Consider the following 20,620-nt stretch of genomic DNA (forward strand, 5'->3'; position numbering starts at 1 on the left):
GGAAGGTGTGGAGCGGTTATGTTATGGAAGCTATTAATTGTAATATTTGTATTATGGTTACTTGGATTCTCCTTTGAAGTTGGAGGTGGACTAATCCACTTGCTTTTAGTTGTCGCATTAGTCGTCTTAATAGTTCAACTCTTATCAGGTAGAAGAGCTTAAATGTAGCAAGCGTTCTAATTTAGGACGCTTGCTTTTTTCATGGAATTAATTCTTGGGCCATTAAAAATGAAAAATAAAAAGGTCACGAGTCATAATCGTGACCTTTTTAAATCATTACACTTTCTTTAAATTTCCAAACCTTTCAACTATATACGTATTAATGCCCCATTAGTCTCTGGTAATTCTTCTTTTCTTATCTGATTCATTATACAAAAATGTTCAAAAAGCTGCTGTGCTAGTTCGCGTTCCTGTGTGTCATTTTTTAGAGAGACAATATCTTGTAAAATTTGAGCTACGCATACATTATCAAAATAACGGTATTTACCTGTATTCCAAGTCATTCTTTGAGGGGATTTCTCATTTACATAATATTTCCAAAAGGGCATTTTATCAGATTCTTGTTCTGTAAGTTGTAATCTGTATTTCGAATGGGCAGGAATATATCCATCTTCACAAAACTTACCGATAAAGTGTTCATTCACCATATAAACACCTAAGATACGTCTATCCTTTTCGGGCATACTTGAATCTCTTGCTGTTAAAATGCAAACACTATTTTTATATAAACGAGAAGGTTTGTTTGGCTTTCCTTTGTTACTACCGCTATTTATTTCACCAGTGAAAATTTTCCACTCACTAAAAACCCTACTCAGTTCATCGACGTCACACCAAAAAACCATTTGTGATTTGGGGTGAAGTTTATGGTTCTTCATAAGTTTTTCATGTTTCAAGAGAAGTTGCTGTTCTTTACGTTGTAGTTTCTTTTTTTCTACCTTTTCCTGTTCTTCCTTCTCCCACTCCATTTGTTTTTTTTGTATAACCTTTTCAAGGGAATGGGCAGCACTTCTATCATGAAGCTTTAGATGTTTTCCGAATGCATCGGGATAGACAAACTTTTTATTCGCCGTTGCGAAATGTATTTCTATGATAGAATCATCATGTTTCACAACGCTTCCCTCGCCAAAACGTTTGTGTGTTACTTCTTTATTGATTAGATTCATAATCTTTGCCCTCCTTGTAATCATAAAACTTGGATCAATCTTTAAATTTAATTGTTAGCTATCTTCATCAACTTGTATGAAATTGTATTTTCTTATTTCTATTGTTTGAAGATGAAGTTTTTTTGTTCCTTTCTCTTTAAGTCTTTTAAGTTAGAAGAATGAATATAAAAAAGCATCCAAATTCTATCTGTAGAAGTTTACATAAGAATTTGAATACGACTTTTAAAAGAATAACTATAATATTACAGTAACATATTTATGGAAGTATAACAAATTTTTGTATTGACAAAATAATTTATCGTATTATAAAATAAAATATTATTTATCTGATATCTTCTGTTTTCTAAACATGGTTAATGCTCATCTTCCTAACGATCTCAATGACAATCTCAGTATGTAGGTGCTGTTGCAATTTCCCTGTTACTGTATGAAAGGTAGCCTTATCAAAGCTTTCGTTCATAGAATCTTATCTCATAGTGGACTTGCTCTTGTTGTGTTTTCTTGTAGTTTGCAGAATTTATATTAGAGTAAGTACTCTTATTAAAGAGAGGGAGAGGAGTACCGCTATAGACCCCTCTTGTCAAAAAGAGAAGATAAATTGTGTATACTTTTAATGGTAATTAGTGGAAAATCAACCCCAAAAAACTATTTAATTTGAAACAGGAATAACCTAGTAACCACTTGTTGGAGTATTTCTTTTTTGTCTACGCTGTTCTTGAAGAATTTTTGTTAAAAGGTTCTGAATCACTTTTGATTCTGGTGTTTCATGTGTTGGGTGTGCTAGGTTTATTTTTTCTAATGGATCTTTTGTTATATTATATAGTTCGAATTGATCCGGAATTGGTTGAGTTTTTGTAGTTGTAATACAAATTGCAGCCTGATGATCCTCTGAAACATCTGTGGTTTTTTTCTGGATCGTTTCAACATCTTCAACACCTGGATCACTCCAAAATTGTGGATTATCGAAATAACGAGTGAACTTCCATATTTCCTTTGAATTGGCATCGCCTGTTGGTAGCTTGACAATTACAGTTTCCAAATGATTAGGTTGAATAACTGCTTCATATGGTTGGCCTGTTAGAGTGTATTGATTTAAGCCTTTTGAAAATTCATCATCTGTCATAAAGTAAAGAGCCTCTTCACCTCTAGTAAACTCAGAATTTCCGTTAATTAACGAAGATAGGTCACGACCTACTAAGGGATGGACCTCTGTATGATCCTTTTTCAATTTCTCTTGAACTTCTTGAACATCAATGTCTGCTAGTCCTAATAAGGTAGGAACAATGTCGACATGACTTGTGAGCATATCCGTTTCTTTACAGTCAGCGAAGAATCTAGGACTGTGTATAATGAGTGGAACATGAATTGCTTCCTCATAGGCATTATGCCATTTTTGAAACAATCCTCCATGGGCCCCAACGAGACTACCATGGTCTGCAGTAAAAACTACAATGGTATTTTCATAGAAAATAGACTGCTTAAGAGCGGTAAAAACTTTATACATTTCATCATCAACCTGCTTATGAAGTGAATAGTATAGTTGTCTGTAAAAAGGTGTATCTAGTGTAGGTTGTAATGCCTGTTGATAAACGTCCCGGTAACTACTTTGGGCTGAGGGCTTCGTTAGAAGATTTTCATTTGCTGTCGGGGCTGGTGGTATAAAAGGAACAGAAGGATCTACAGAAAAGTTAAATGTTGGTAGCAATTTTGTGAATAGCCCATATAGGGTAATATCGTGTGGATTTACAAATGATGAAACAATTGTCCAAGGTTTGTGATGATTTGTATGGTCCTCCTCTAGGGAGTGAATTAATCGAACAACCTCTTCAGAATAAACTACATCACGGCCACTTATCCCAATCGCAGCGGATGAAGCTGAATTTCGCGGGTTTGATCCATGCGGTTCAGGACCTATCCATCCATCAAAGCCATAGGAAGCTAGCCGATTGGCATTTAAATACTGTCGTTGTTTCTCTCGATCAGGGAATCCAGTTGTTGGATTAAAGCTCAACATCGCATTATGACTTGCTGGGATGATAAGGTCCTCATCTGAAGCATGCCATTTCCCTTTCCAAAACGTTCGATAACCTGCAGAACGAAAATAGTCACCTAAAGTAGGGACTGTATTGTGATCCAGCCAGAATACATCTGGATCAAACGATCCTTTCGCTGCTCCTGTCGTTTGAGTAACCCCATGCAGGGAAGGATACTGTCCTGTGTAAAGTGTTGTCCTACTAGGTGAACAAGCTGTACTTCCAATATAATGATTTAGAAATGTCATCCCATTTCCTCGTAGAAGTTCCTGTGTCTTCAAATGGTTTTTACGCCATTCTGTTAGCTCGTCGTTTTCATAAACGGTTGGAAATCGTTGCTCATCAACAAGAATAACGAGAAAATTTGGTCTTTTATTTTTTCCCTTACAATGATCTGGTTTATGTTTGGTCAATGTGACGCCCTCCTATAAAACGATAGTGGTACTTCTGTATCGTATGTAAGATAGCGGAAATAGGATCAGATATCACTATAAAAATTAAAAAACGGACATCTTCAGCAGTTACGCCATTCGTACATGCATTGGATAGAAGTGATTAGTCCTTGATTACCGGTAACTTTTTTTATTGGAGAAGAAGTTATGTGGGGTTATTTTGATAAAAACTTTGCCACTAAACATGCCCAAAGCCATGATTTCAACATACATTAATTAAGAATAGGCGAATAGAGTACATGGTGATAAACTAGTCATAATTGAGTATTTAACTTAAGGGCGATAATGTTACAATAAGAAGTGCAAATGGATATGGAGGGTGAATATGAAGATAAAACTGGGATTACTTTATGGTGGGAAATCTGCTGAACATAATGTTTCATTGCAAACGGCAAAAGCTGTTATTAAAGCATTAGATTTAACAAAATATGAAATCCATCCAATATATATTTCGGAAACTGGAGAGTGGGTCAGAGGAGCGCAGCTTCTTGGACCAGTAGAAGATGTGAAGGAACTTCGATTGAAAGAAGCGGGACAACTGATCTCGCCTGTTGCGTTAAATTCGGAGTTGTTCCCTGTTAATTCAAGCCAAAATAATGAAGATAAAATAGATGTTGTTTTCCCGTTACTTCATGGACCTAACGGAGAAGATGGAACCGTTCAAGGATTATTAGAGCTAATGAACATTCCATATGTGGGTAATGGAGTATTGGCGTCATCGGCTGGAATGGATAAAGTCATGATGAAGAACATATATGCGCAGGCTGGTATTAAGCAAGCGAATTACGTATGGTATCTTCGTAGAGATTGGCAAAGCGATCGAGAAGCGGCATACAAGAATGTTGAAGATACACTTGGCTACCCATGTTTTGTTAAACCAGCGAACTTAGGTTCAAGTGTTGGAATTAGCAAATGTAAGGACCGTGAAAGCTTAGAGAAGGCGTTTGAGTTAGCTTTTGAATATGATCGTAAAATCATCATCGAAGAAGGAATCGATGGCCGTGAAGTAGAAATCGGAGTGTTAGGAAACGAAGATCCGCAATGTTCAGTTGTTGGTGAAATTGTTCCAACTACAGACTTCTATGACTATCAAGCAAAATATGAGGACGGTAGCACAGGTCTTATAATTCCTGCTGATATTACCGATGAAGAATATAAAAAGATTAAGAGTGTAGCCATTCAATCCTTTAAAGCTCTTGATTGTTCTGGGTTAGTCCGTGCAGACTTCTTCTTAACAAAAGACGGTGACGTTCTCATGAACGAAGTGAACACGATGCCGGGCTTTACACCATTTAGCATGTTCCCAATGTTATGGCAGGAATCAGGCTTATCGTATTCTAAGTTGATTGAGAAACTAGTAGAGCTTGGAGTAAAGAGACACGAAGAAAAACAACAAATTAAACATACCTTTTAAGGTCTATAACTAGGAAAGAGGTTGACTCCATTGTGAGTCAGCCTCCTTTTATATAAAATAGAATAGATTATGTGAACAAAGAAACGGATCTGTTCCGCCTGAGGTGCGTATAGACTTTAAATAAAGGAGCGTTTGCGATGATTAAAAAGACATTCAATGAAATTGCTACATGGGTAAACGGAGAAGCTGTTGGTCAAGGGGATACTCCCGTTAAAATAGCAGGGGTTTCTACAGATACAAGAACGATACAAAAAGGAAATCTCTATATCCCGCTTGTCGGTGAGAATTTTAATGGCCATGATTTTGTAGAAAAGGCTATTGAAAATGGAGCATCAGGAGCGTTTTGGCAGAGGGATCAACCGAATCCACCTGCTACTATCCCGCTTATTTATGTTGAAGATACTTTATTAGCCTTACAGGAATTAGCCAAGAACTATTTGGCGAGTCTGTCTGTTAAGGTCGTTGGAATTACTGGAAGCAATGGGAAAACAACGACGAAGGATATGGTGACGTCCGTGCTTGCAACGACATATAAGGTCCAAAAAACAGAAGGGAATTACAATAATCACATTGGCCTTCCGCTGACGATTCTTAGATTAGAAGAAGACACGGAAATCGCTGTGTTGGAAATGGGGATGAGTGGAAGGGGAGAAATTGAACTTCTTTCTAAACTTTCAAAACCTGATGCGGCGATTATTACGAACATTGGCGAATCACATTTACAGGATTTGGGTTCAAGGGAAGGAATAGCGGAAGCAAAATTTGAAATTACAACAGGATTGCAGAAGGACGGGACACTCGTAATCCATGGTGATGAGCCGCTTTTAACGGAGAAAGTGACAAACAGCCCGTTTCATGTAATTACATTTGGAAATTCGGAGTCCAATGATTATTATCCAGAGAAAATCGAACAAAAAAGTGATGGTACATTTTTTTCAATTAATGAAGAAAGTGAAACTGAGTTCTTTATCCCGGTTCTTGGCAAACATAATATCAATAACGCCCTTTCAGCTATCGCAGTTGCGAAGACATTTAATGTGGCTATCTTAGATATCAGAAAAGGGCTAGAGATGATTAAGATTACGGGGATGAGAACCGAATTGATCCAAGGAAAAAATAATGTTGCCGTTATTAATGACGCCTACAATGCTAGCCCAACTTCAATGCGGGCGGCAATCCAATTGCTTCAAGATTTAAATGGCTATGGCAAAAAAATAGTTGTTCTAGGTGATATGCTAGAATTAGGTGAACATGAAGAAACTTTCCACTATGACATTGGGCAAGGAATTGACTCTGCTAAAATTAATTTTGTTTTCACTTTTGGCAAACTAGGAAGAAAGATTGCAGAAGGTGCGCAAGGTACGTTCGCGGAAAACCGCGTGTTTGCCTTTGATGAGAAACAGGAGCTAATTACGAAGCTTAAGGAAGTTGTCGATGAAGGGGATATTGTCCTAGTTAAGGGCTCACGTGGTATGAAGTTAGAAGAGGTTGTTCAAGCGCTAACGTAATCTAAATACTTTTGAAGGGGCGTCTTTCGTTGGTCAACAGACCTTGAGGCGCTTCTTTTTATTTGTAAGCAATCTGATGTGTTAAAATCCTATTAGGATAAAATCTAATGTATGTTGTATTTATTTTAGGAGGAAAGCATGAATCGTACTCTTCTTTATACAGTATTACTTTTTGCTTTTATGACAGCAACAGGATACGCTGTTTACTTTTATAAACAATCTCAGCTAACTGATGAGAAAATAGTTGAAGCGATGCTTTCTGAAAACGACTTTCCGGAGTACCATTTTGCTTTAATTGGAGAAGAAATGAATCATGATTACTGGCGATTAGTTGGACAAGGTGCGGAGAAAGCAGAAGGTAGTTACGATGTTTTTGTTGAATATGAGGGGCCTAAGCGTTCCAACCCAGTTGAGCAGCTTAAGTTGTTAGATATGGCTATTAAATCGAAGGTAGATGGAATTATTGTGCAAGCGCTTAACGAACATTTTACTCCATTAATAGATCAGGCTGTAGCTCAAGGAATTCCTGTAATCACGATTGATACGGATTCTTCAGAAAGTATGCGCAGTGCCTACATTGGAACTGACAATTACTTAGCGGGTCAATTAGCTGGGAAAGCTTTAGTTGAAGATACGAAAGGTGAAGCAACAGTCGGAATCATCTCCGGCAGTTTTGATAACGCCCATCACCTACAGAGAGTAAAAGGATTCAAAGATGTGGTAGAAGAAGTTGAAGGGATTAAGATTGTCGCAATCGAGGAGTCAAACATCTCACGAGTAGATGCCGAGGAAAAAGCTTATCAAATGTTAAGCGAGCATGATAACATTACCGCCTTCTATGGAACGAGTTCCTATAATGGAGTGGGAATCGTCGCGGCGGCAAAATCCCTTAATAAGCAGAATGATATGTATGTGATTACCTTTGATCCGATTGATGAGAATATTCAATTGCTGGAAAATGGCGATATTGATGCAATTGTGGAACAACAACCATTTGAAATGGGTCTTCTTAGTATTAAGAAAATGGTAGAGAACATTAACGGCGAGCCGATTCAAGAGGTGTACCATACAGATTTATCGATTATTCGGAGCTCGGACTTGCCCAATAGAAATCGTCAACAGAGTGGCTCGTTATGATAAAAATTCGTACAAAGTTACTCGTTTATTTTGCTAGTATCCTTGTATTACTAGTGCTGTTATTTCTTGTTAGGGAGCAAAGCAACGACAAAGTCATGGAACTTTATAATGAGAATGTTGAATATTTCTTTCTTTTAAATGAAATTACGAAAGCAACGAACCAGACTTTTCAATCTCTACAAATTTATGTTCACGAGCCTTTGACCGATAACTTACAACTTTATCAAACAGAGAAAGAGCAACTGCTTCAGTTACAACAAATAGTTAGAGATACAGATAAAGATGGGGTAGCTAAGAAAAATGTTGTACACATGATAACGAGCTTTCTCGACCAAACAGAACAGACAATAGACGGGATAGTGAACCAAGATATTCAGCAGTATTCCATTCATTTAAGTGAAGCTGAGAGAACAGCTTCTTATATACATGAAAAAACACTTGATATTATTAACGTGGAACTTACAAACTCTCAAGAGTTATCTGTGCTTTTAAATGAGAAGGTAGCGAATACAAAGAAAATGGGGACAGCGATCATAATCGCAATCATTGTCCTCAGTATTTTATTTGCTCTATGGTTTTCAAATGGAATAACGAGAACAATTGAAAGGTTAACCAAGGCAGCACAAGAAATATCAACTGGACGTTATAAAGGTGAGGATGTCGTTGTTTCGCGAAAGGATGAGCTTTGGTTTTTGACGAAGACCTTTAATGAAATGAAACAGAATATCCTAGAGTCGGTAAGTGAGATAGAAGAAAAAGCTAGGCTAGCTCAATTATTAAAAGAGATGGAATTAAAAAGCTTGCAAAACCAAATCAATCCGCATTTCCTTTTTAACACGTTAAACACAATATCAAAGACGTCTTATATTGAGGGAGCAGAACGAACAAGTGACTTAATTTCTGCTGTTTCTACCTTGCTTCGATATAATATTGGAAATTTAGAACGTCCAACGACATTGAAAGATGAAGTCGAAATTGTAAAAGAGTATTTCTTTATTCAACAGGCGCGTTTTCGTGATCGAGTAGAGTTTATCGAGAAAGTAGATCCTGGTTGCCTATCCACACCGATTCCATGCCTAACGCTACAGCCTATCATTGAGAACGCGTTTATTCATGGAATTGAAAGTATGGCTAAGGGAGCAAAAATTGCTTTGCATATATACGATGACAAGAACAAGGTCTGTATTGATGTCATTGACAATGGTGTAGGGATGGATCAAAAGAAGATTAACCGGTTGTTAGGCAAAGAGGAAGAGTCAGAGGGTTCAATACTTAATAAAGGTTCAGGTCATTCTACTGGGATTGGAATGAACAATGTAAGGAATCGACTTAAATTATTTGACAAAGAAAGTTCCTTTACAATCTCTTCAAATGTTGGTGAAGGGACAAAGGTTAGCATCCGATTAAGTCAATCAAGATAGGGGGAGCTATGTGTTAAAAGTCATGCTTGTTGATGATGAACCAATTGAAAGGGAAGGCCTCAGCTTAATACTTGGTAGAAATCGGTCTAATTTTGAAATTGTTTCAGAAGCCGAGAATGGAAAAGAAGCGGTTGAGCGCGCCCTAACTTATCAACCAGATTTAATATTTATGGATATAAAAATGCCTGAATTTGATGGCATAGAGGCAATAAGAAGAATTGCAGCCGAGCTTCCAAACACGAAATTTATTATGATATCAGCCTTTGATACCTTTGATTATGCTCGTGAAGCAATGAGATTTGGAATTAAAGAATATTTATTAAAACCAAGCAAAGTGATCGAGGTGTTAGAAGCGTTCGACCGTATGGCAGAAGAAATTGCAAGTGAAAAACAAAGAGTGACAGAAGTAGAGCAAATCAATCATCGCCTTGAGAGAGTCCATTCTTTAGTAGAAAGAGACTTTATTGTTTCTTTAATTATGGATCACGTTCATGAGTTTGCACAGGGAGAGTGGGATGATTGGATAAGTTTGAAACTAGAACATAAGCAAGGGTTTGCAGCAGTATTCTCGTTTGAATCAGATAGCCGCCACCCAGACCGTGAAGAAAAGAGCCGGTGGTATCGAATTTTGAAACAAGTATTACAAAAGCAAAGCACATCTTGTTTTATTGGTCCGCTAACCGGTTTCCAAGTTCCTGTTCTTGTGTTATTTACCGATCAAGAGCAAACAGATGATGAAGTCAGACACAGTTTTATACGTACGGTCATTCGCCAAGTCCAAAAAAATTTGGAGCATTGTCGGCTGTATGCTGGTGTTGGTACGGTTGTAACTGACGTAAACCAATTTTCAAACTCATACAAGGAAGCTGTTTATGCGTTGGAGTTCGTTCATAGTCATCGAAGTGCCACTTATTTAGTGTACAATGAAAGATTGAAGCAAAAACGCAAAGATTTGATTCCTTTTGAGTTAGAAAAAGGTTTAGTTGAGGCTGTTAAAAAAGGGGATATACAAGAAGGACTACAAAAATTCGATTCGTATTTTCAATCAATTCAGCAAGCCACTGATTTTAAGGTGAACCTCGTTCAAAGGGCGATAGAGGATTTCTTTATTGTGTTAACCCGCTCCATAAAAGAACTTGGATTTGATGGCGATATTCAAGTAGGATTAGGAAAATTAGAAACAACGATGCAAATAAAAGAGGTTGCTAAGTCACAGCTAATAACGGTAACTGAGCTCTTGGGAGAGTGGCGCACGAATGGAATACGAGATTTGCTTTTACAAGCTAAGGAATATATGGACAACAATTACCACAAATCTATTTCTCTTGAAGGGGTAGCCGATGAGATTGGAATTAGTTCTTATTATTTAAGTAAGTTGTTTAAAGAAAAATTCCAAGTCACTTTTATGGAATATTTGAAGAATACTAGAATACAAAAGGCAATCGCACTACTTTTGGATAGAGAAAACATGCCATTAAAGGAAATAGCGTTGAATGTCGGATATAAAGATCCTAATTATTTTAGCACTGCCTTTAAAAAGGAAGTCGGTATGAGCCCGAGTGAATATCGAAATAAATATCATCATTAAAACAGCGGTTATGTACTGCTGTTTTTTTTGTAATATGCGTTGCTGTCAATTCTTCTGACTAGGCAAGGTTTCTAGTACGGTATCAACTTTTACAAGAATTTATAGGTAATGGCAAGAAAGTAAAGGTGAAAGCGCTATCTAGTATGCGTTTTCATGATAGTTTTAATGTATGAAAAGATTGTTTATCGAGTTAAACAAGGTATTGAAAGCGGAATCATATTAAGTGATGGCCCTAGTGAGAAGGTAAGAGATAATCAGAAGGGTCTAAGAATGAATAAAAAAACATGTTTAAGAGAGGGGAGGAAGAAAGAGAAAATAAATTTCTCTTTTGTCACGTATGATGAAGAAAAATAGTACGTTATACATTGTGTTAATTACACTCGTTGCAACACTTGGTGGACTGTTATTTGGATATGACACAGCAGTTATTTCAGGAGCTGAAGGTTCACTTCAAACGTATTTTGCAGATAGCTTAGGTCTTAGTTCCCTTGTACATGGCATTACCGTTTCAAGTGCATTGATTGGTTGTATCATCGGGGGGCTGATCTCAGGTTATTTTGCCACTCGATTCGGAAGAAAAAATACGCTAATCCTTGCAGCGCTTTTATTCTTAGTATCTGCATTAGGCTCTGCGTTTCCTGAATTTTTATTTTTTACAAAAGGAGAGCCTTCGATTGCGCTATTGATTACTTTTAATATTTATCGGATCATCGGGGAATTGGTGTTGGCTTAGCCTCGGCTGTTTCACCAATGTATATTGGTGAAATTGCTCCTGCTCGTATAAGAGGTACATTGGTTTCCTTGAACCAATTTGCGATTATATTTGGGATGTTAGTCGTTTATTTTGTTAACTGGGGAATTGGAAGAGGACAATCAATGGAATGGATTAATGACGTCGGTTGGCGCTATATGTTCTTATCAGAGGCCATTCCTGCGTTGCTATTCTTACTTCTGTTGTTTACAGTCCCAGAAACACCAAGGTATTTAGTATCTAAAAATCAGGATGAAAAGGCGATGGCTGTCCTGTCTAAGATCTATGATCAAACAATGGCAAAAGCCACCATGTTTGAGATTAAGAAGTCTTTTGATGTAAGTAAAGCAAGATTATTCTCATTTGGAAAAACGATTATTGTGATCGGGATTTTATTATCGGTATTCCAGCAATTTGTTGGGATTAATGTTGCACTTTATTATGCTCCACGTATTTTTGAAAGCATGGGAGCAGCAAGAGATGCATCTATGTTTCAAACGATCGTTATGGGTTTAGTTAACGTATTATTTACGTTGATTGCCATTTTTACAGTCGATAAATTTGGTAGAAAACCACTTTTAATTATCGGTTCTATTGGAATGACGATTGGGATGTTTGGAGTGGCAGGAATGGCATTCTCAAATACAATTGGAATCGGAACACTAATTTTCATTATTATTTACACAGCATCATTTATGATGTCTTGGGGACCAGTCGTTTGGGTATTAATTTCCGAAATCTTCCCTAACAAGATTAGAGGACAAGCTGTGGCAATTGCTGTAGCAGCTCAGTGGGCTGCCAACTATTTCATATCTTCTACGTATCCAGCGATGATGGAATTTAGCGGTGGTTTAACGTATTCTTTTTATGGAATAATGAGTTTGCTTTCAGCAATCTTCATTTGGAAGTTTATTCCTGAAACGAAAGGAAGATCACTGGAAGAATTAGAGACGATGTTGATAAATAAAAAGAGCGCTTAAGTAGGAATGATGTTAAAAAAAGGCTGACTCGAAAAGTCGCAAGTAGATAGCGATGATTGAGTCAGTCTTTTCTTATATATCATGCAAGACGAAAGAAGATGAGTCATCTTCGTTAAAAAACAACTATTTGTTTCCGATAAAGAGAGGTTTTGCCTTCTGAAAAATCTATCATGAGGAGCAGCTATATTGTTTTGACTTTTTATGGATGCTCTAAAAGATATCGAATATAACAAACTAGGTACCGTCTTTTTCGGTACTTTTTTGTGTTAGTACAAATAGCTTTTCGATGGCTTTAACAGTGGAGGAATTCGAAGTGTAAAAGGCTGTGTATGTAAAAGCAATGTAAAGAAAATGAACGAGCTTTTGCGTTGTTTTCGTTTTCATGATAGTTTCAACGTTTGAAGTCTTGTGGTATGATTCATTTTGGCTCTTTTCTATCGCTATAGATTGATAATATTTTCATAGTGTTAAAAAGTATTCAAAGATCAGACGACTTATTAGAGAAGAAATTTGGTATAATATAAAAATCTGGTAAAAAATTGTAAAGGTTTTGTGAAGTTACTAGGGGAGAGGAGTTAGAAATGACTAACTTAAAATCAATCTTTTCTAGATTAAAGTTTTTTTGGTTAGCGGTTTTTTTGCTAACGATTAAAACATACGTTCTTTATAAAGTAGGGTTTACGATCCCGATTGAAAATCGTCTTCAAGAATTTATTTTAATGATAAATCCAATTAGTTCGGCTGTGCTGTTCATTGGACTTTCCTTATTTTTTACAGGGAAAGTGAGAAATTACATGGTGATCGTGACAAGCACGATCGCAACGCTTATTCTGTACTTTAATCTCGTATACTATCGCTTTTTTTCAGATTTTATTACATTGCCTGTGTTATTTCAGACGAATAACGCGAAAGATCTATCCAGCAGTGTCTTGGAATTAATGCATGTTAGTGACTTGTTTTTGTTCGTGGATGTTCTCTTTCTAATTGTATTAATGTTTAAGGGGAAAGTACCTGTTGTTAATAAAAAAAGATTAGAAGGTTTTGCAATTGTAGCTTTGGCCTTTGTACTTTTCTTTGTTAATTTGCAAATTGCTCATAAAGAACGGACAGAATTATTAACGAGGTCATTTGACCGTGAGTTATTAGTGAAAAACATTGGAATGTTTAATTACCATGTGTATGATGCTTTTATTCAATCCCAATCTAAAACGCAGCGAGTGTTTGCGAATGGTTCTGAAATGGAAGAAATCATTGATTATCGTAATGAGAATTACAAAGAGCCTGATGAGGACTTGTTTGGGATAGCTGAAGGTAAAAATGTTATTGTGCTGTCACTAGAGTCGCTTCAGAGTTTTGTGATCAATGAAACGTTAGATGGCGAAGAAATCACACCATTCTTGAATGAATTAATTAATGAGAGTTACTACTTTGAGAATTTCTACCACCAAACGGCACAAGGGAAAACATCTGACTCTGAATTTCTAGTTGCTACTTCTTTGTTTGGTAGAAATAGTGGATCTGTATTCTTTACCCATGCTGGCAACTCATATAATGCACTTCCTGAAATTTTAACAAACGACAGTTATTTCACTTCGGTGATGCATGCTAATAATAAAAGCTTTTGGAATCGGGATGTGATGTATCAATCTTTAGGATATCAAACGTATTTTGATATTAATTCCTACGACGTCCATGAAGAAAATTCCGTTGGATGGGGCTTGAAGGATAAAGACTTTTTTGAACAATCGATTGAACTTCTGCAATCACAACCAGAACCTTATTATACAAAATTCATTACATTGACGAATCATTTTCCATTTGAGCTAGGTGAGGAAGATCGTTTGATTAATGAGTTCGATTCAAATAGCGGAACACTAAATCGATATTTCCCAACAGTCCGTTATATGGATTATGCTCTGGAACACTTCTTTGACCGCTTAAAAGAAGAAGGAATTTATGAGGATTCGATCTTTATTATGTATGGAGATCATTATGGAATTTCTCAAAACCATAACCGAGCAATGAGTATGTTCTTAGAAAAAGAAGAGATTACAGACTTTGATACTGTTCAGCTTCAAAGAGTTCCAATGCTCGTTCACATTCCTGGTCATAAAGGTCACGAGTTGCGTGAAACAGTTTCTGGGCAAATTGATGTGAAGCCGACGATCATGCATTTACTAGGTATTGAGTCAAAATATGATATACAGTTTGGGTCTGATTTATTTGCACCAGAGCGTGAGTCATTTACGGTTCTACGTGATGGAAGCTTTATCACAGATGATTATGTCTTTACAAAAGGAGTTTGTTATTCAAAGGAAACGGAAGCTGAAACTGATATCGAAAGCTGTGAACCTTATTTCGATAAAGCTAACAAAGACTTAACGAATTCCGATAAAATCATTTATGGAGACTTATTGCGTTTCTATTAACAATGACCATTGTTTATAATGATAAGGGGCTTTCCAAAAAGCCGAATCAGAGTTGGCAATGGCTTCGTTTGCTACGCGCCTTGAGAGAAGAAACGACTTCTCCCAAGTTTTTCAAAAAAAGTAACGACTTCGCTCGTTGCTTTAGGGGCGTCCCAAAAGGTCAAAGTCAGACCTTTTGAGACGCCTCTTTTTTTAATGGAGAAAGGGGTTTACCATGAAGATTAAGACGATGAAAGAGGCAGAAGATCTTATATACCATTCGTATCTACGAGCAATTGGACATATTACGGAAGTGAAAGATGAAAATGTAAAAAGACCTGAGTTGACGAGAAGACTGTTAGATTTACTCGGAGCGCCTGATAAAGGACAAAGGTTTATTTTAGTTACAGGGAGTAAAGGGAAGGGTTCAACTGCCCGTTTCATTTCCTCTTTGCTATGTCATCTAGGGATGAAAGTTGGTTTATTTACGTCTCCTCACTTAGTTCATTTTAATGAGAGAATTCGGGTCGATGGGAAAGCAATTTCGGATACAGATTTTATTCGTATAAGTAATGTTGTCAGCACAAAGGTTGATAGCATCGAGAAGACATTAGAAAGAAATGAGTACCAAGGACCAATCGGCATTGCTCTTTCACTAGCATCTATTTATTTTAAAGAGCAGCAAACAGATATTAATGTCATTGAATGCGGCCGAGGAGGGAAATATGATGACACGAATGTGTTGGAAAATGAATGGGCTGTCATTACACCAGTAATGGAAGAGCATATTGAAAATTTGGGTCCTAAACTTTCAAATATTATGACTCATAAATTAGGGATTATTAAGAAATCAACAAAGCATGTTTATATACAGAAACAAACAGAAGAAGCAGAAAGGTTAATACGAAGACAGTTAGATATTATGAAGCGCTATTCTTATTCTATTTATGGAAGCGATTTTCAAATAGAAGAGGTGTCGCTGACTACAGCAGGAATGGTCTTTGATGTGCGAACGAACAAAGCAAGTTATAACAAGCTTACATTGCCACTATTAGGGGAGTTTCAAGCGCTAAATGCAGGCATTGCGCTAAGAATTGCAGAGGATTTTTGTCCTGGTTCACTTAATCAAATTGTGGTAAAAGCCTGTTTTAAAAAGATCCAATGGCCTGGGAGATGCGAAATCATTGGCCGTAATCCTACTGTCATCGTCGATGGAGCAATTAATGAGGAAACAGCAACCTATGTTAAGCATGTCGTTCAAATGATTAATAAAGAACATAAAAAGAAAACCGTATCAATAGTCAGTGTACCAGTAAATAAAGATTATCAAGGTGTTATTAAAACATTAAGTGAGGTATCTGATCAGCTTATTTTAACTGTGCCAGATAAGAGTCACTTAACTTTTCCTGATGACGATCTCGACATAGCCTTACACTATCAAAAAAACAGTGTGAAACTTGCAAGCTTAGAGAAGGCTTTGCAATATGTTCACAAAAAATTAGATGTCGATTTAATCGTCATAGCCGGAACACAAACCTTCATCGGCAACGCCAAGCGGCTCTACGGCCACTCGCTAATGGATATTGGAAAGTGAACCTTGAAGTCATTTTAGAGACGGGTAAATCTCTCTAAAATGGCTTCACGGTAAATCTTTGAGACTTTGTCTACTCGAGTAGGATCGCCTTTTATATATTCATCAAGCATTACCTGCTCATTTATTTCGAGTACTAGCAAACCCTTTGTCGTGTGTAAGATGTCGACTGAACAAAAATCAAGCTCAACGGCTAATGCAGCATTAGTAGCTAGATCAGCTAGCTTAGGCTCTAATTCGCTTGGGACATCGATAGACCGACTTCCTCCAATCAGGTTGTGTTTCCAAGACGTCGTTCGCTCTTTCGCTAAAAATAATTGAGGCTTTCCTTTTAACATAATAACCCGATATTCATAAGTAGCAGAATAGAAAGGAGATAGACAAGCATCTACTTGTAAGGAAAATAAATCGGATAAGTGCGTTTCAAGTTGATCTTCAGAGTCGATCTTGAAAACATTCTCACCTTGTGAGCCATCATCTTGCTTTAAGACCACTCTTTCATTGAAAGAATGAAAATAATTTAGGGCAAGCTTAAAGGAGTCCGCTTTTGAGAATCTAGATGCCGGATTAAGAAGGAAAAAGTGTTCTACAGCCATCACATTAGTTGCCTGTAAAGCGGAATAAGTTCCAGATTTGCTTCTTGCGATCTTGAGGCTCGAACTATTATTCAAACCAATTTCAACATCATGCATGAGAAAGGATTTGTCATCCTTTAGGACGCGATAGAGATAATCAGGAGCGATCTCTTTAAAGCTTACGTCATCTTGTGAAACAGACTGTTGGATCATAGCAAGATAAGGTCTATACGTCATGATAATAGCCTCCTTTAGCCTTTGGTAATTAAATGTATGGTGGAAAGGTCAGCTGGTGCAAAGCGCAGTGACTTTAAATCTTTGAGATCGACCCATTGTAAAGAAGCATGTTCCTTTGCAAGAGGATATCCTTTTATAATCTCACACCAATACGTATGTAGGTGTACAATCATATGATCATAATGATGAGTAACCGATGTAATTTTTTCTTTCACCATGATCGTACAAGCTAGTTCTTCGTGAATTTCCCGTTGCAACGCGTCGTAATGGTCTTCCCCGATTTCCACTTTGCCACCTGGGAATTCCCAATGGTTAGGCAAACTCATAGTTTCTGAACGCAAGGCACAAAGGATTTGTTTGTTGTTATTTTGAATGACAGCAGCAACAACAATAACTTGTTTCAATTTCATGTCTCCTTTCACTCTTACTATAAATCATATTCCGATCCTCGAAAAATGTCTAATTCCCTGTTAATTTTCTGTTGTTTTGTCTTTTTTTATCATAGGTCAGGCTATTTTTTACATAAAGTTGAAATGTAGAACTAAGTTTTCTATGTAAAGGAGTGGCGTCCGATGTATGATGAAGAGTTACGAAAAAAAGAGTTGAAACTTTTAATTAAGAAGAAAAGAAAGCGTGAGCAACGTGATTGGCGTCTGACAATGAAACGACTGAAGCAATTTCAAAATGATAGTCTGAATCATAAAACGAGCCGTACCGACAGATGATAGTAGCTTAATGTTTTCCGAAAAGCCAATGCTATAAGTATGAGATTGTTCTTATGCTTATACCATTGGCTATAATAGTTGTAGAAATTTCCGGTTCAACATCGTAGGACAAGCTAATTATCTTTATAATTTTTTTCTTCTTAAGAAAGAGGTTAGTAACAAGGTTCATTCTTTACTATAATAATAAGTATGCTGTTAAAAAAAGGTGAATAAATGATGACGACCTTGCAAACGAAAGACAATATGAAATTATTAAAAAAGCCGAATGTGAAGCTCCCGTTAAAACTGAAGATGATTTTATTAATTGGATTGCTCATTATTGGGATGTTCTCAATTATGGGGGTTTTTCTTTATTATTTCTTTTCTCACACACTTGAGGATCAACTAGGAGAAAGAGCGTTAAGTGTAGCGAAAAGTGTAGCTCATATACCGGAGTTGGTCGATGCCTTCGAACATGAAGATCCTGCATCTGTTATACAGCCAATCGTTTTACCTATACAAGAGGCGACCGCTGCAGAATTTATTGTTGTTGGGAATACAAATGAGATTCGCTATGCTCACCCAAATCCTGAGAAGATCGGCGAAAGAATGGTTGGAGAAGACAATGCACCTGCGTTAACAGCAGGACAATCCTATGTATCAAAAGCGTTGGGCTCACTTGGATATTCGATTCGTGGGAAAGTGCCGGTTGTATCTGAGCAAGGGGAAATTATTGGTGTCGTATCGGTTGGTTATTTGATAGAAGACGTACAAACGGTCATTAACAATTACAGTAGAGAGCTTTGGTATGCCTTATTGATTATGGTAGCGCTAGGAATGATCGGTGCTGTTTTTATTGCACGCTATATTAAAGGTGTATTGTTCGGACTTGAACCTGAAGAAATTTCGCATCTTCTTTTACAGAAAGAAACAATCTTACAATCGACTCATGAAGGAATCATCGCTGTTAACCAAGATGGACTCATAACGTTAATCAATACGGCCGCACAAAAACTACTGTTCAAGAAAGAGTTCCCGAAAAAGGATGTCATTGGTCGAGCAATTCAAGAAGTTTTGCCAAGTTCCTCTTTACCGGAAGTATTGAAAACAGGGAAGAGTCAATTTGATAGAGAGGTTGAACTCAACGATACAGATACAATTTTTGTTAACCGAGTGCCGATTTTCTATAAGAATAATTTGATTGGTGCCGTTTCTACGTTTCGTAACAAGACAGAGATTGACCGTTTAACAAAGGAGCTTACTCAAGTAAGGGAATATGCGGATGCCCTTAGAGCGCAAACTCATGAATTCTCAAATAAGTTGTATACCATTTTAGGATTGATTCAGTTAGAGAAGAAAGAAGAAGCTGTTTCGTTTATTCAAAGAGAAAATCATATCCAATTAGACTGGATTGACTTTTTGATGGAGAAAGTACCAGATCCGATGTTAAATGCAATTCTTTTAGGCAAATTAAATCAAGCGATGGAGCAAAGAGTTGAAATGATAATTGATCCAAGTAGTCAACTGACGTCTTCTCTAACAGAAAGGAAACGCGATATTCTTGTGACAGTTCTTGGAAACCTTCTTCAAAATGCGATAGATGCAACAAAGCTTAATGACGATAAAAATAATCGACTAATCAACATATTTTTTACCGATCTTGGTGAAGAGATAATTTTCGAAATTGAAGATTCAGGACCTGGTGTACCTGAGGAATTAACGGATCAAATCTTTACTCTAGGATTTACAACGAAAGCAGGCTCAAATAGAGGGATCGGATTAGCATTAACGAAACAAGCCTTAAATAAAATAGGTGGAAATGTTTATTTAGAAGAAGGGGAACTGGGTGGAGCTTGTTTTGTAATTACGATTCCGAAAGATGGCGAGATTTAGGAGGTTAAGATGAAGTCTAAATACACAGTTTTGATTGTAGAAGATGACTTTCGCGTTGCGGAAGTGACTCGTCAATTTGTTGAAAAGGTCGAAGGTTTTCAAGCTTTAGACGTTTGTAAAACAGCCGCTGAGACAAAAGAGTACTTAAAGCAAAATGATTTACCTGACTTAATACTCCTTGATGTCTTCATCCCGGATGTGGAGGGACTAGCATTATTTTGGAGTGTTAGGAAAGAATATCGTGAAGTGGATATTATTATGGTTACAGCTGCTAAAGAAGTTTCTACAATTCAAGAAACGCTTCGTGGAGGAACGTTTGATTATATTGTTAAACCAGTCGAATTTTCTCGCTTTGAGCAAACATTGAACAGATACAAGAAACATCGCATGCTACTTAATACAAAAGTAGAAATGGACCAATCAGAAATTGATAAACTAACAGGAGTAAACTCGATTATTTCGAGCGAAGCTGAAAGTGGATTAGAGAACCTTCCTAAAGGAATTGATCGTTTAACCCTTAAGAAAGTTAAGCACGTTATTTCAGATCATCGTGACCAAGGAGTGACGGCAATTAAATTAGGGCAGCTAATTGGGGCGAGTCGTTCAACGGCAAGGCGGTACCTTGAATACTTAGTCTCTACAAAAGATGTTAAAGCTGAATTGGAATATGGCGATATTGGCCGTCCGGAGCGAAGATATACACCTTTGTGAACTTTATGAACAAAAAGCACAAAATAGACAATATTTATTTTAATTTCATAAGCT

At 37.0% G+C, this 20,620-nt stretch carries 16 protein-coding genes and 1 pseudogene; 13 read left to right on the plus strand and 4 right to left on the minus strand.

From position 1 onward, the window contains the following. The first annotated feature begins 18 nt into the window (after nucleotides 1-18). Nucleotides 19-162 (plus strand): lmo0937 family membrane protein, encoded by a 144-nt coding sequence (locus BkAM31D_RS23380; protein WP_157076902.1) that lies wholly within the window; start codon nucleotides 19-21, stop codon nucleotides 160-162. A 146-nt stretch (nucleotides 163-308) separates the two neighbouring features. On the opposite strand, the gene BkAM31D_RS01595 is transcribed toward BkAM31D_RS23380, so the two are convergent. Together BkAM31D_RS01595 and BkAM31D_RS01600 are read right to left on the minus strand one after the other, a co-directional pair. After that, nucleotides 309-1,163, minus strand: a complete 855-nt coding sequence (locus tag BkAM31D_RS01595; RefSeq protein ID WP_066158611.1) for a malate synthase — start codon at nucleotides 1,161-1,163, stop codon at nucleotides 309-311. Nucleotides 1,164-1,833: 670 nt separating this feature from the next. Continuing rightward, a complete protein-coding gene (locus tag BkAM31D_RS01600) occupies nucleotides 1,834-3,609 on the minus strand; it encodes a sulfatase-like hydrolase/transferase (protein WP_066158613.1) in 1,776 nt (591 codons plus the stop codon). Between the two features lie 364 nt (nucleotides 3,610-3,973). On the opposite strand from BkAM31D_RS01600, the gene BkAM31D_RS01605 reads away from it, so the two are divergent. The 9 genes and pseudogenes from BkAM31D_RS01605 (at nucleotide 3,974) to BkAM31D_RS01645 (ending at nucleotide 16,449) form a co-directional block, all read left to right on the plus strand. Then, a complete protein-coding gene (locus BkAM31D_RS01605) occupies nucleotides 3,974-5,062 on the plus strand; it encodes a D-alanine--D-alanine ligase (RefSeq protein WP_066158615.1) in 1,089 nt (362 codons plus the stop codon). Nucleotides 5,063-5,199: 137 nt separating this feature from the next. Further along, nucleotides 5,200-6,570, plus strand: coding sequence for a UDP-N-acetylmuramoyl-tripeptide--D-alanyl-D-alanine ligase (locus BkAM31D_RS01610; protein ID WP_066158617.1), 1,371 nt, complete (start codon nucleotides 5,200-5,202; stop codon nucleotides 6,568-6,570). A 138-nt stretch (nucleotides 6,571-6,708) separates the two neighbouring features. Next, nucleotides 6,709-7,707 (plus strand): sugar-binding protein, encoded by a 999-nt coding sequence (locus BkAM31D_RS01615; protein WP_066158619.1) that lies wholly within the window; start codon nucleotides 6,709-6,711, stop codon nucleotides 7,705-7,707. Then, nucleotides 7,704-9,128 carry a sensor histidine kinase gene (locus tag BkAM31D_RS01620; protein WP_066158621.1) on the plus strand — a complete coding sequence of 475 codons (1,425 nt, stop codon included), beginning with the start codon at nucleotides 7,704-7,706 and terminating at the stop codon, nucleotides 9,126-9,128. The genes BkAM31D_RS01615 and BkAM31D_RS01620 overlap by 4 nt, the downstream gene beginning before the upstream one ends. A gap of 10 nt (nucleotides 9,129-9,138) precedes the next feature. Next, entirely contained in the window at nucleotides 9,139-10,716 is a 1,578-nt protein-coding gene (locus BkAM31D_RS01625; protein ID WP_066158623.1) for a response regulator, read from the plus strand. A gap of 153 nt (nucleotides 10,717-10,869) precedes the next feature. Beyond that, the gene (locus tag BkAM31D_RS01630) at nucleotides 10,870-11,070 is read left to right on the plus strand and encodes a hypothetical protein (protein WP_066158627.1); all 201 of its coding nucleotides are present in this window, start codon (nucleotides 10,870-10,872) and stop codon (nucleotides 11,068-11,070) included. Continuing rightward, nucleotides 11,057-12,447: pseudogene (xylE, locus tag BkAM31D_RS01635) on the plus strand (D-xylose transporter XylE). The gene BkAM31D_RS01630 and the pseudogene xylE overlap by 14 nt, the downstream one beginning before the upstream one ends. Nucleotides 12,448-13,028: 581 nt before the next feature. Continuing rightward, a complete protein-coding gene (locus BkAM31D_RS01640; RefSeq protein ID WP_066158629.1) occupies nucleotides 13,029-14,876 on the plus strand; it encodes an LTA synthase family protein in 1,848 nt (615 codons plus the stop codon). A 214-nt stretch (nucleotides 14,877-15,090) separates the two neighbouring features. Beyond that, nucleotides 15,091-16,449: a bifunctional folylpolyglutamate synthase/dihydrofolate synthase gene (locus BkAM31D_RS01645; protein WP_066158630.1), complete on the plus strand. Its 1,359-nt coding sequence runs from the start codon at nucleotides 15,091-15,093 to the stop codon at nucleotides 16,447-16,449. A 14-nt stretch (nucleotides 16,450-16,463) separates the two neighbouring features. Here BkAM31D_RS01645 and BkAM31D_RS01650 read toward each other — a convergent pair whose 3' ends face one another. Then, entirely contained in the window at nucleotides 16,464-17,258 is a 795-nt protein-coding gene (locus BkAM31D_RS01650) for an ATP-grasp domain-containing protein (RefSeq protein ID WP_066158632.1), read from the minus strand. A 14-nt stretch (nucleotides 17,259-17,272) separates the two neighbouring features. After that, nucleotides 17,273-17,668 (minus strand): (deoxy)nucleoside triphosphate pyrophosphohydrolase, encoded by a 396-nt coding sequence (locus BkAM31D_RS01655; protein ID WP_066158634.1) that lies wholly within the window; start codon nucleotides 17,666-17,668, stop codon nucleotides 17,273-17,275. Nucleotides 17,669-17,830: 162 nt separating this feature from the next. On the opposite strand from BkAM31D_RS01655, the gene BkAM31D_RS23385 reads away from it, so the two are divergent. From BkAM31D_RS23385 to BkAM31D_RS01665, 3 genes are all read left to right on the plus strand, one after another. After that, nucleotides 17,831-17,983: a hypothetical protein gene (locus BkAM31D_RS23385; protein ID WP_157076903.1), complete on the plus strand. Its 153-nt coding sequence runs from the start codon at nucleotides 17,831-17,833 to the stop codon at nucleotides 17,981-17,983. 213 nt (nucleotides 17,984-18,196) lie between these two features. Then, nucleotides 18,197-19,855 carry an ATP-binding protein gene (locus BkAM31D_RS01660; protein ID WP_306807429.1) on the plus strand — a complete coding sequence of 553 codons (1,659 nt, stop codon included), beginning with the start codon at nucleotides 18,197-18,199 and terminating at the stop codon, nucleotides 19,853-19,855. A gap of 9 nt (nucleotides 19,856-19,864) precedes the next feature. Beyond that, nucleotides 19,865-20,566 carry a response regulator gene (locus BkAM31D_RS01665; protein WP_066158635.1) on the plus strand — a complete coding sequence of 234 codons (702 nt, stop codon included), beginning with the start codon at nucleotides 19,865-19,867 and terminating at the stop codon, nucleotides 20,564-20,566. The last annotated feature ends 54 nt before the right edge of the window (nucleotides 20,567-20,620 follow it).

Origin of the sequence: Halalkalibacter krulwichiae (assembly GCF_002109385.1) — a bacterium.
Taxonomy (GTDB): domain Bacteria; phylum Bacillota; class Bacilli; order Bacillales; family Bacillaceae_D; genus Halalkalibacter; species Halalkalibacter krulwichiae.

Excerpts from the sequence above, each read along its gene's own strand:
- BkAM31D_RS23380 (WP_157076902.1), top strand. The coding sequence starts at position 19 with ATGTTATGGAAGCTATTAATTGTAATATTTGTATTATGGTTACTTGGA.
- BkAM31D_RS01595 (WP_066158611.1), bottom strand. The coding sequence starts at position 1,163 with ATGAATCTAATCAATAAAGAAGTAACACACAAACGTTTTGGCGAGGGA.
- BkAM31D_RS01605 (WP_066158615.1), top strand. The coding sequence starts at position 3,974 with ATGAAGATAAAACTGGGATTACTTTATGGTGGGAAATCTGCTGAACAT.
- BkAM31D_RS01610 (WP_066158617.1), top strand. The coding sequence starts at position 5,200 with ATGATTAAAAAGACATTCAATGAAATTGCTACATGGGTAAACGGAGAA.
- BkAM31D_RS01615 (WP_066158619.1), top strand. The coding sequence starts at position 6,709 with ATGAATCGTACTCTTCTTTATACAGTATTACTTTTTGCTTTTATGACA.
- BkAM31D_RS01620 (WP_066158621.1), top strand. The coding sequence starts at position 7,704 with ATGATAAAAATTCGTACAAAGTTACTCGTTTATTTTGCTAGTATCCTT.
- BkAM31D_RS01630 (WP_066158627.1), top strand. The coding sequence starts at position 10,870 with ATGATAGTTTTAATGTATGAAAAGATTGTTTATCGAGTTAAACAAGGT.
- BkAM31D_RS01640 (WP_066158629.1), top strand. The coding sequence starts at position 13,029 with ATGACTAACTTAAAATCAATCTTTTCTAGATTAAAGTTTTTTTGGTTA.
- BkAM31D_RS01645 (WP_066158630.1), top strand. The coding sequence starts at position 15,091 with ATGAAGATTAAGACGATGAAAGAGGCAGAAGATCTTATATACCATTCG.
- BkAM31D_RS01650 (WP_066158632.1), bottom strand. The coding sequence starts at position 17,258 with ATGACGTATAGACCTTATCTTGCTATGATCCAACAGTCTGTTTCACAA.
- BkAM31D_RS01655 (WP_066158634.1), bottom strand. The coding sequence starts at position 17,668 with ATGAAATTGAAACAAGTTATTGTTGTTGCTGCTGTCATTCAAAATAAC.
- BkAM31D_RS23385 (WP_157076903.1), top strand. The coding sequence starts at position 17,831 with ATGTATGATGAAGAGTTACGAAAAAAAGAGTTGAAACTTTTAATTAAG.
- BkAM31D_RS01660 (WP_306807429.1), top strand. The coding sequence starts at position 18,197 with ATGATGACGACCTTGCAAACGAAAGACAATATGAAATTATTAAAAAAG.
- BkAM31D_RS01665 (WP_066158635.1), top strand. The coding sequence starts at position 19,865 with ATGAAGTCTAAATACACAGTTTTGATTGTAGAAGATGACTTTCGCGTT.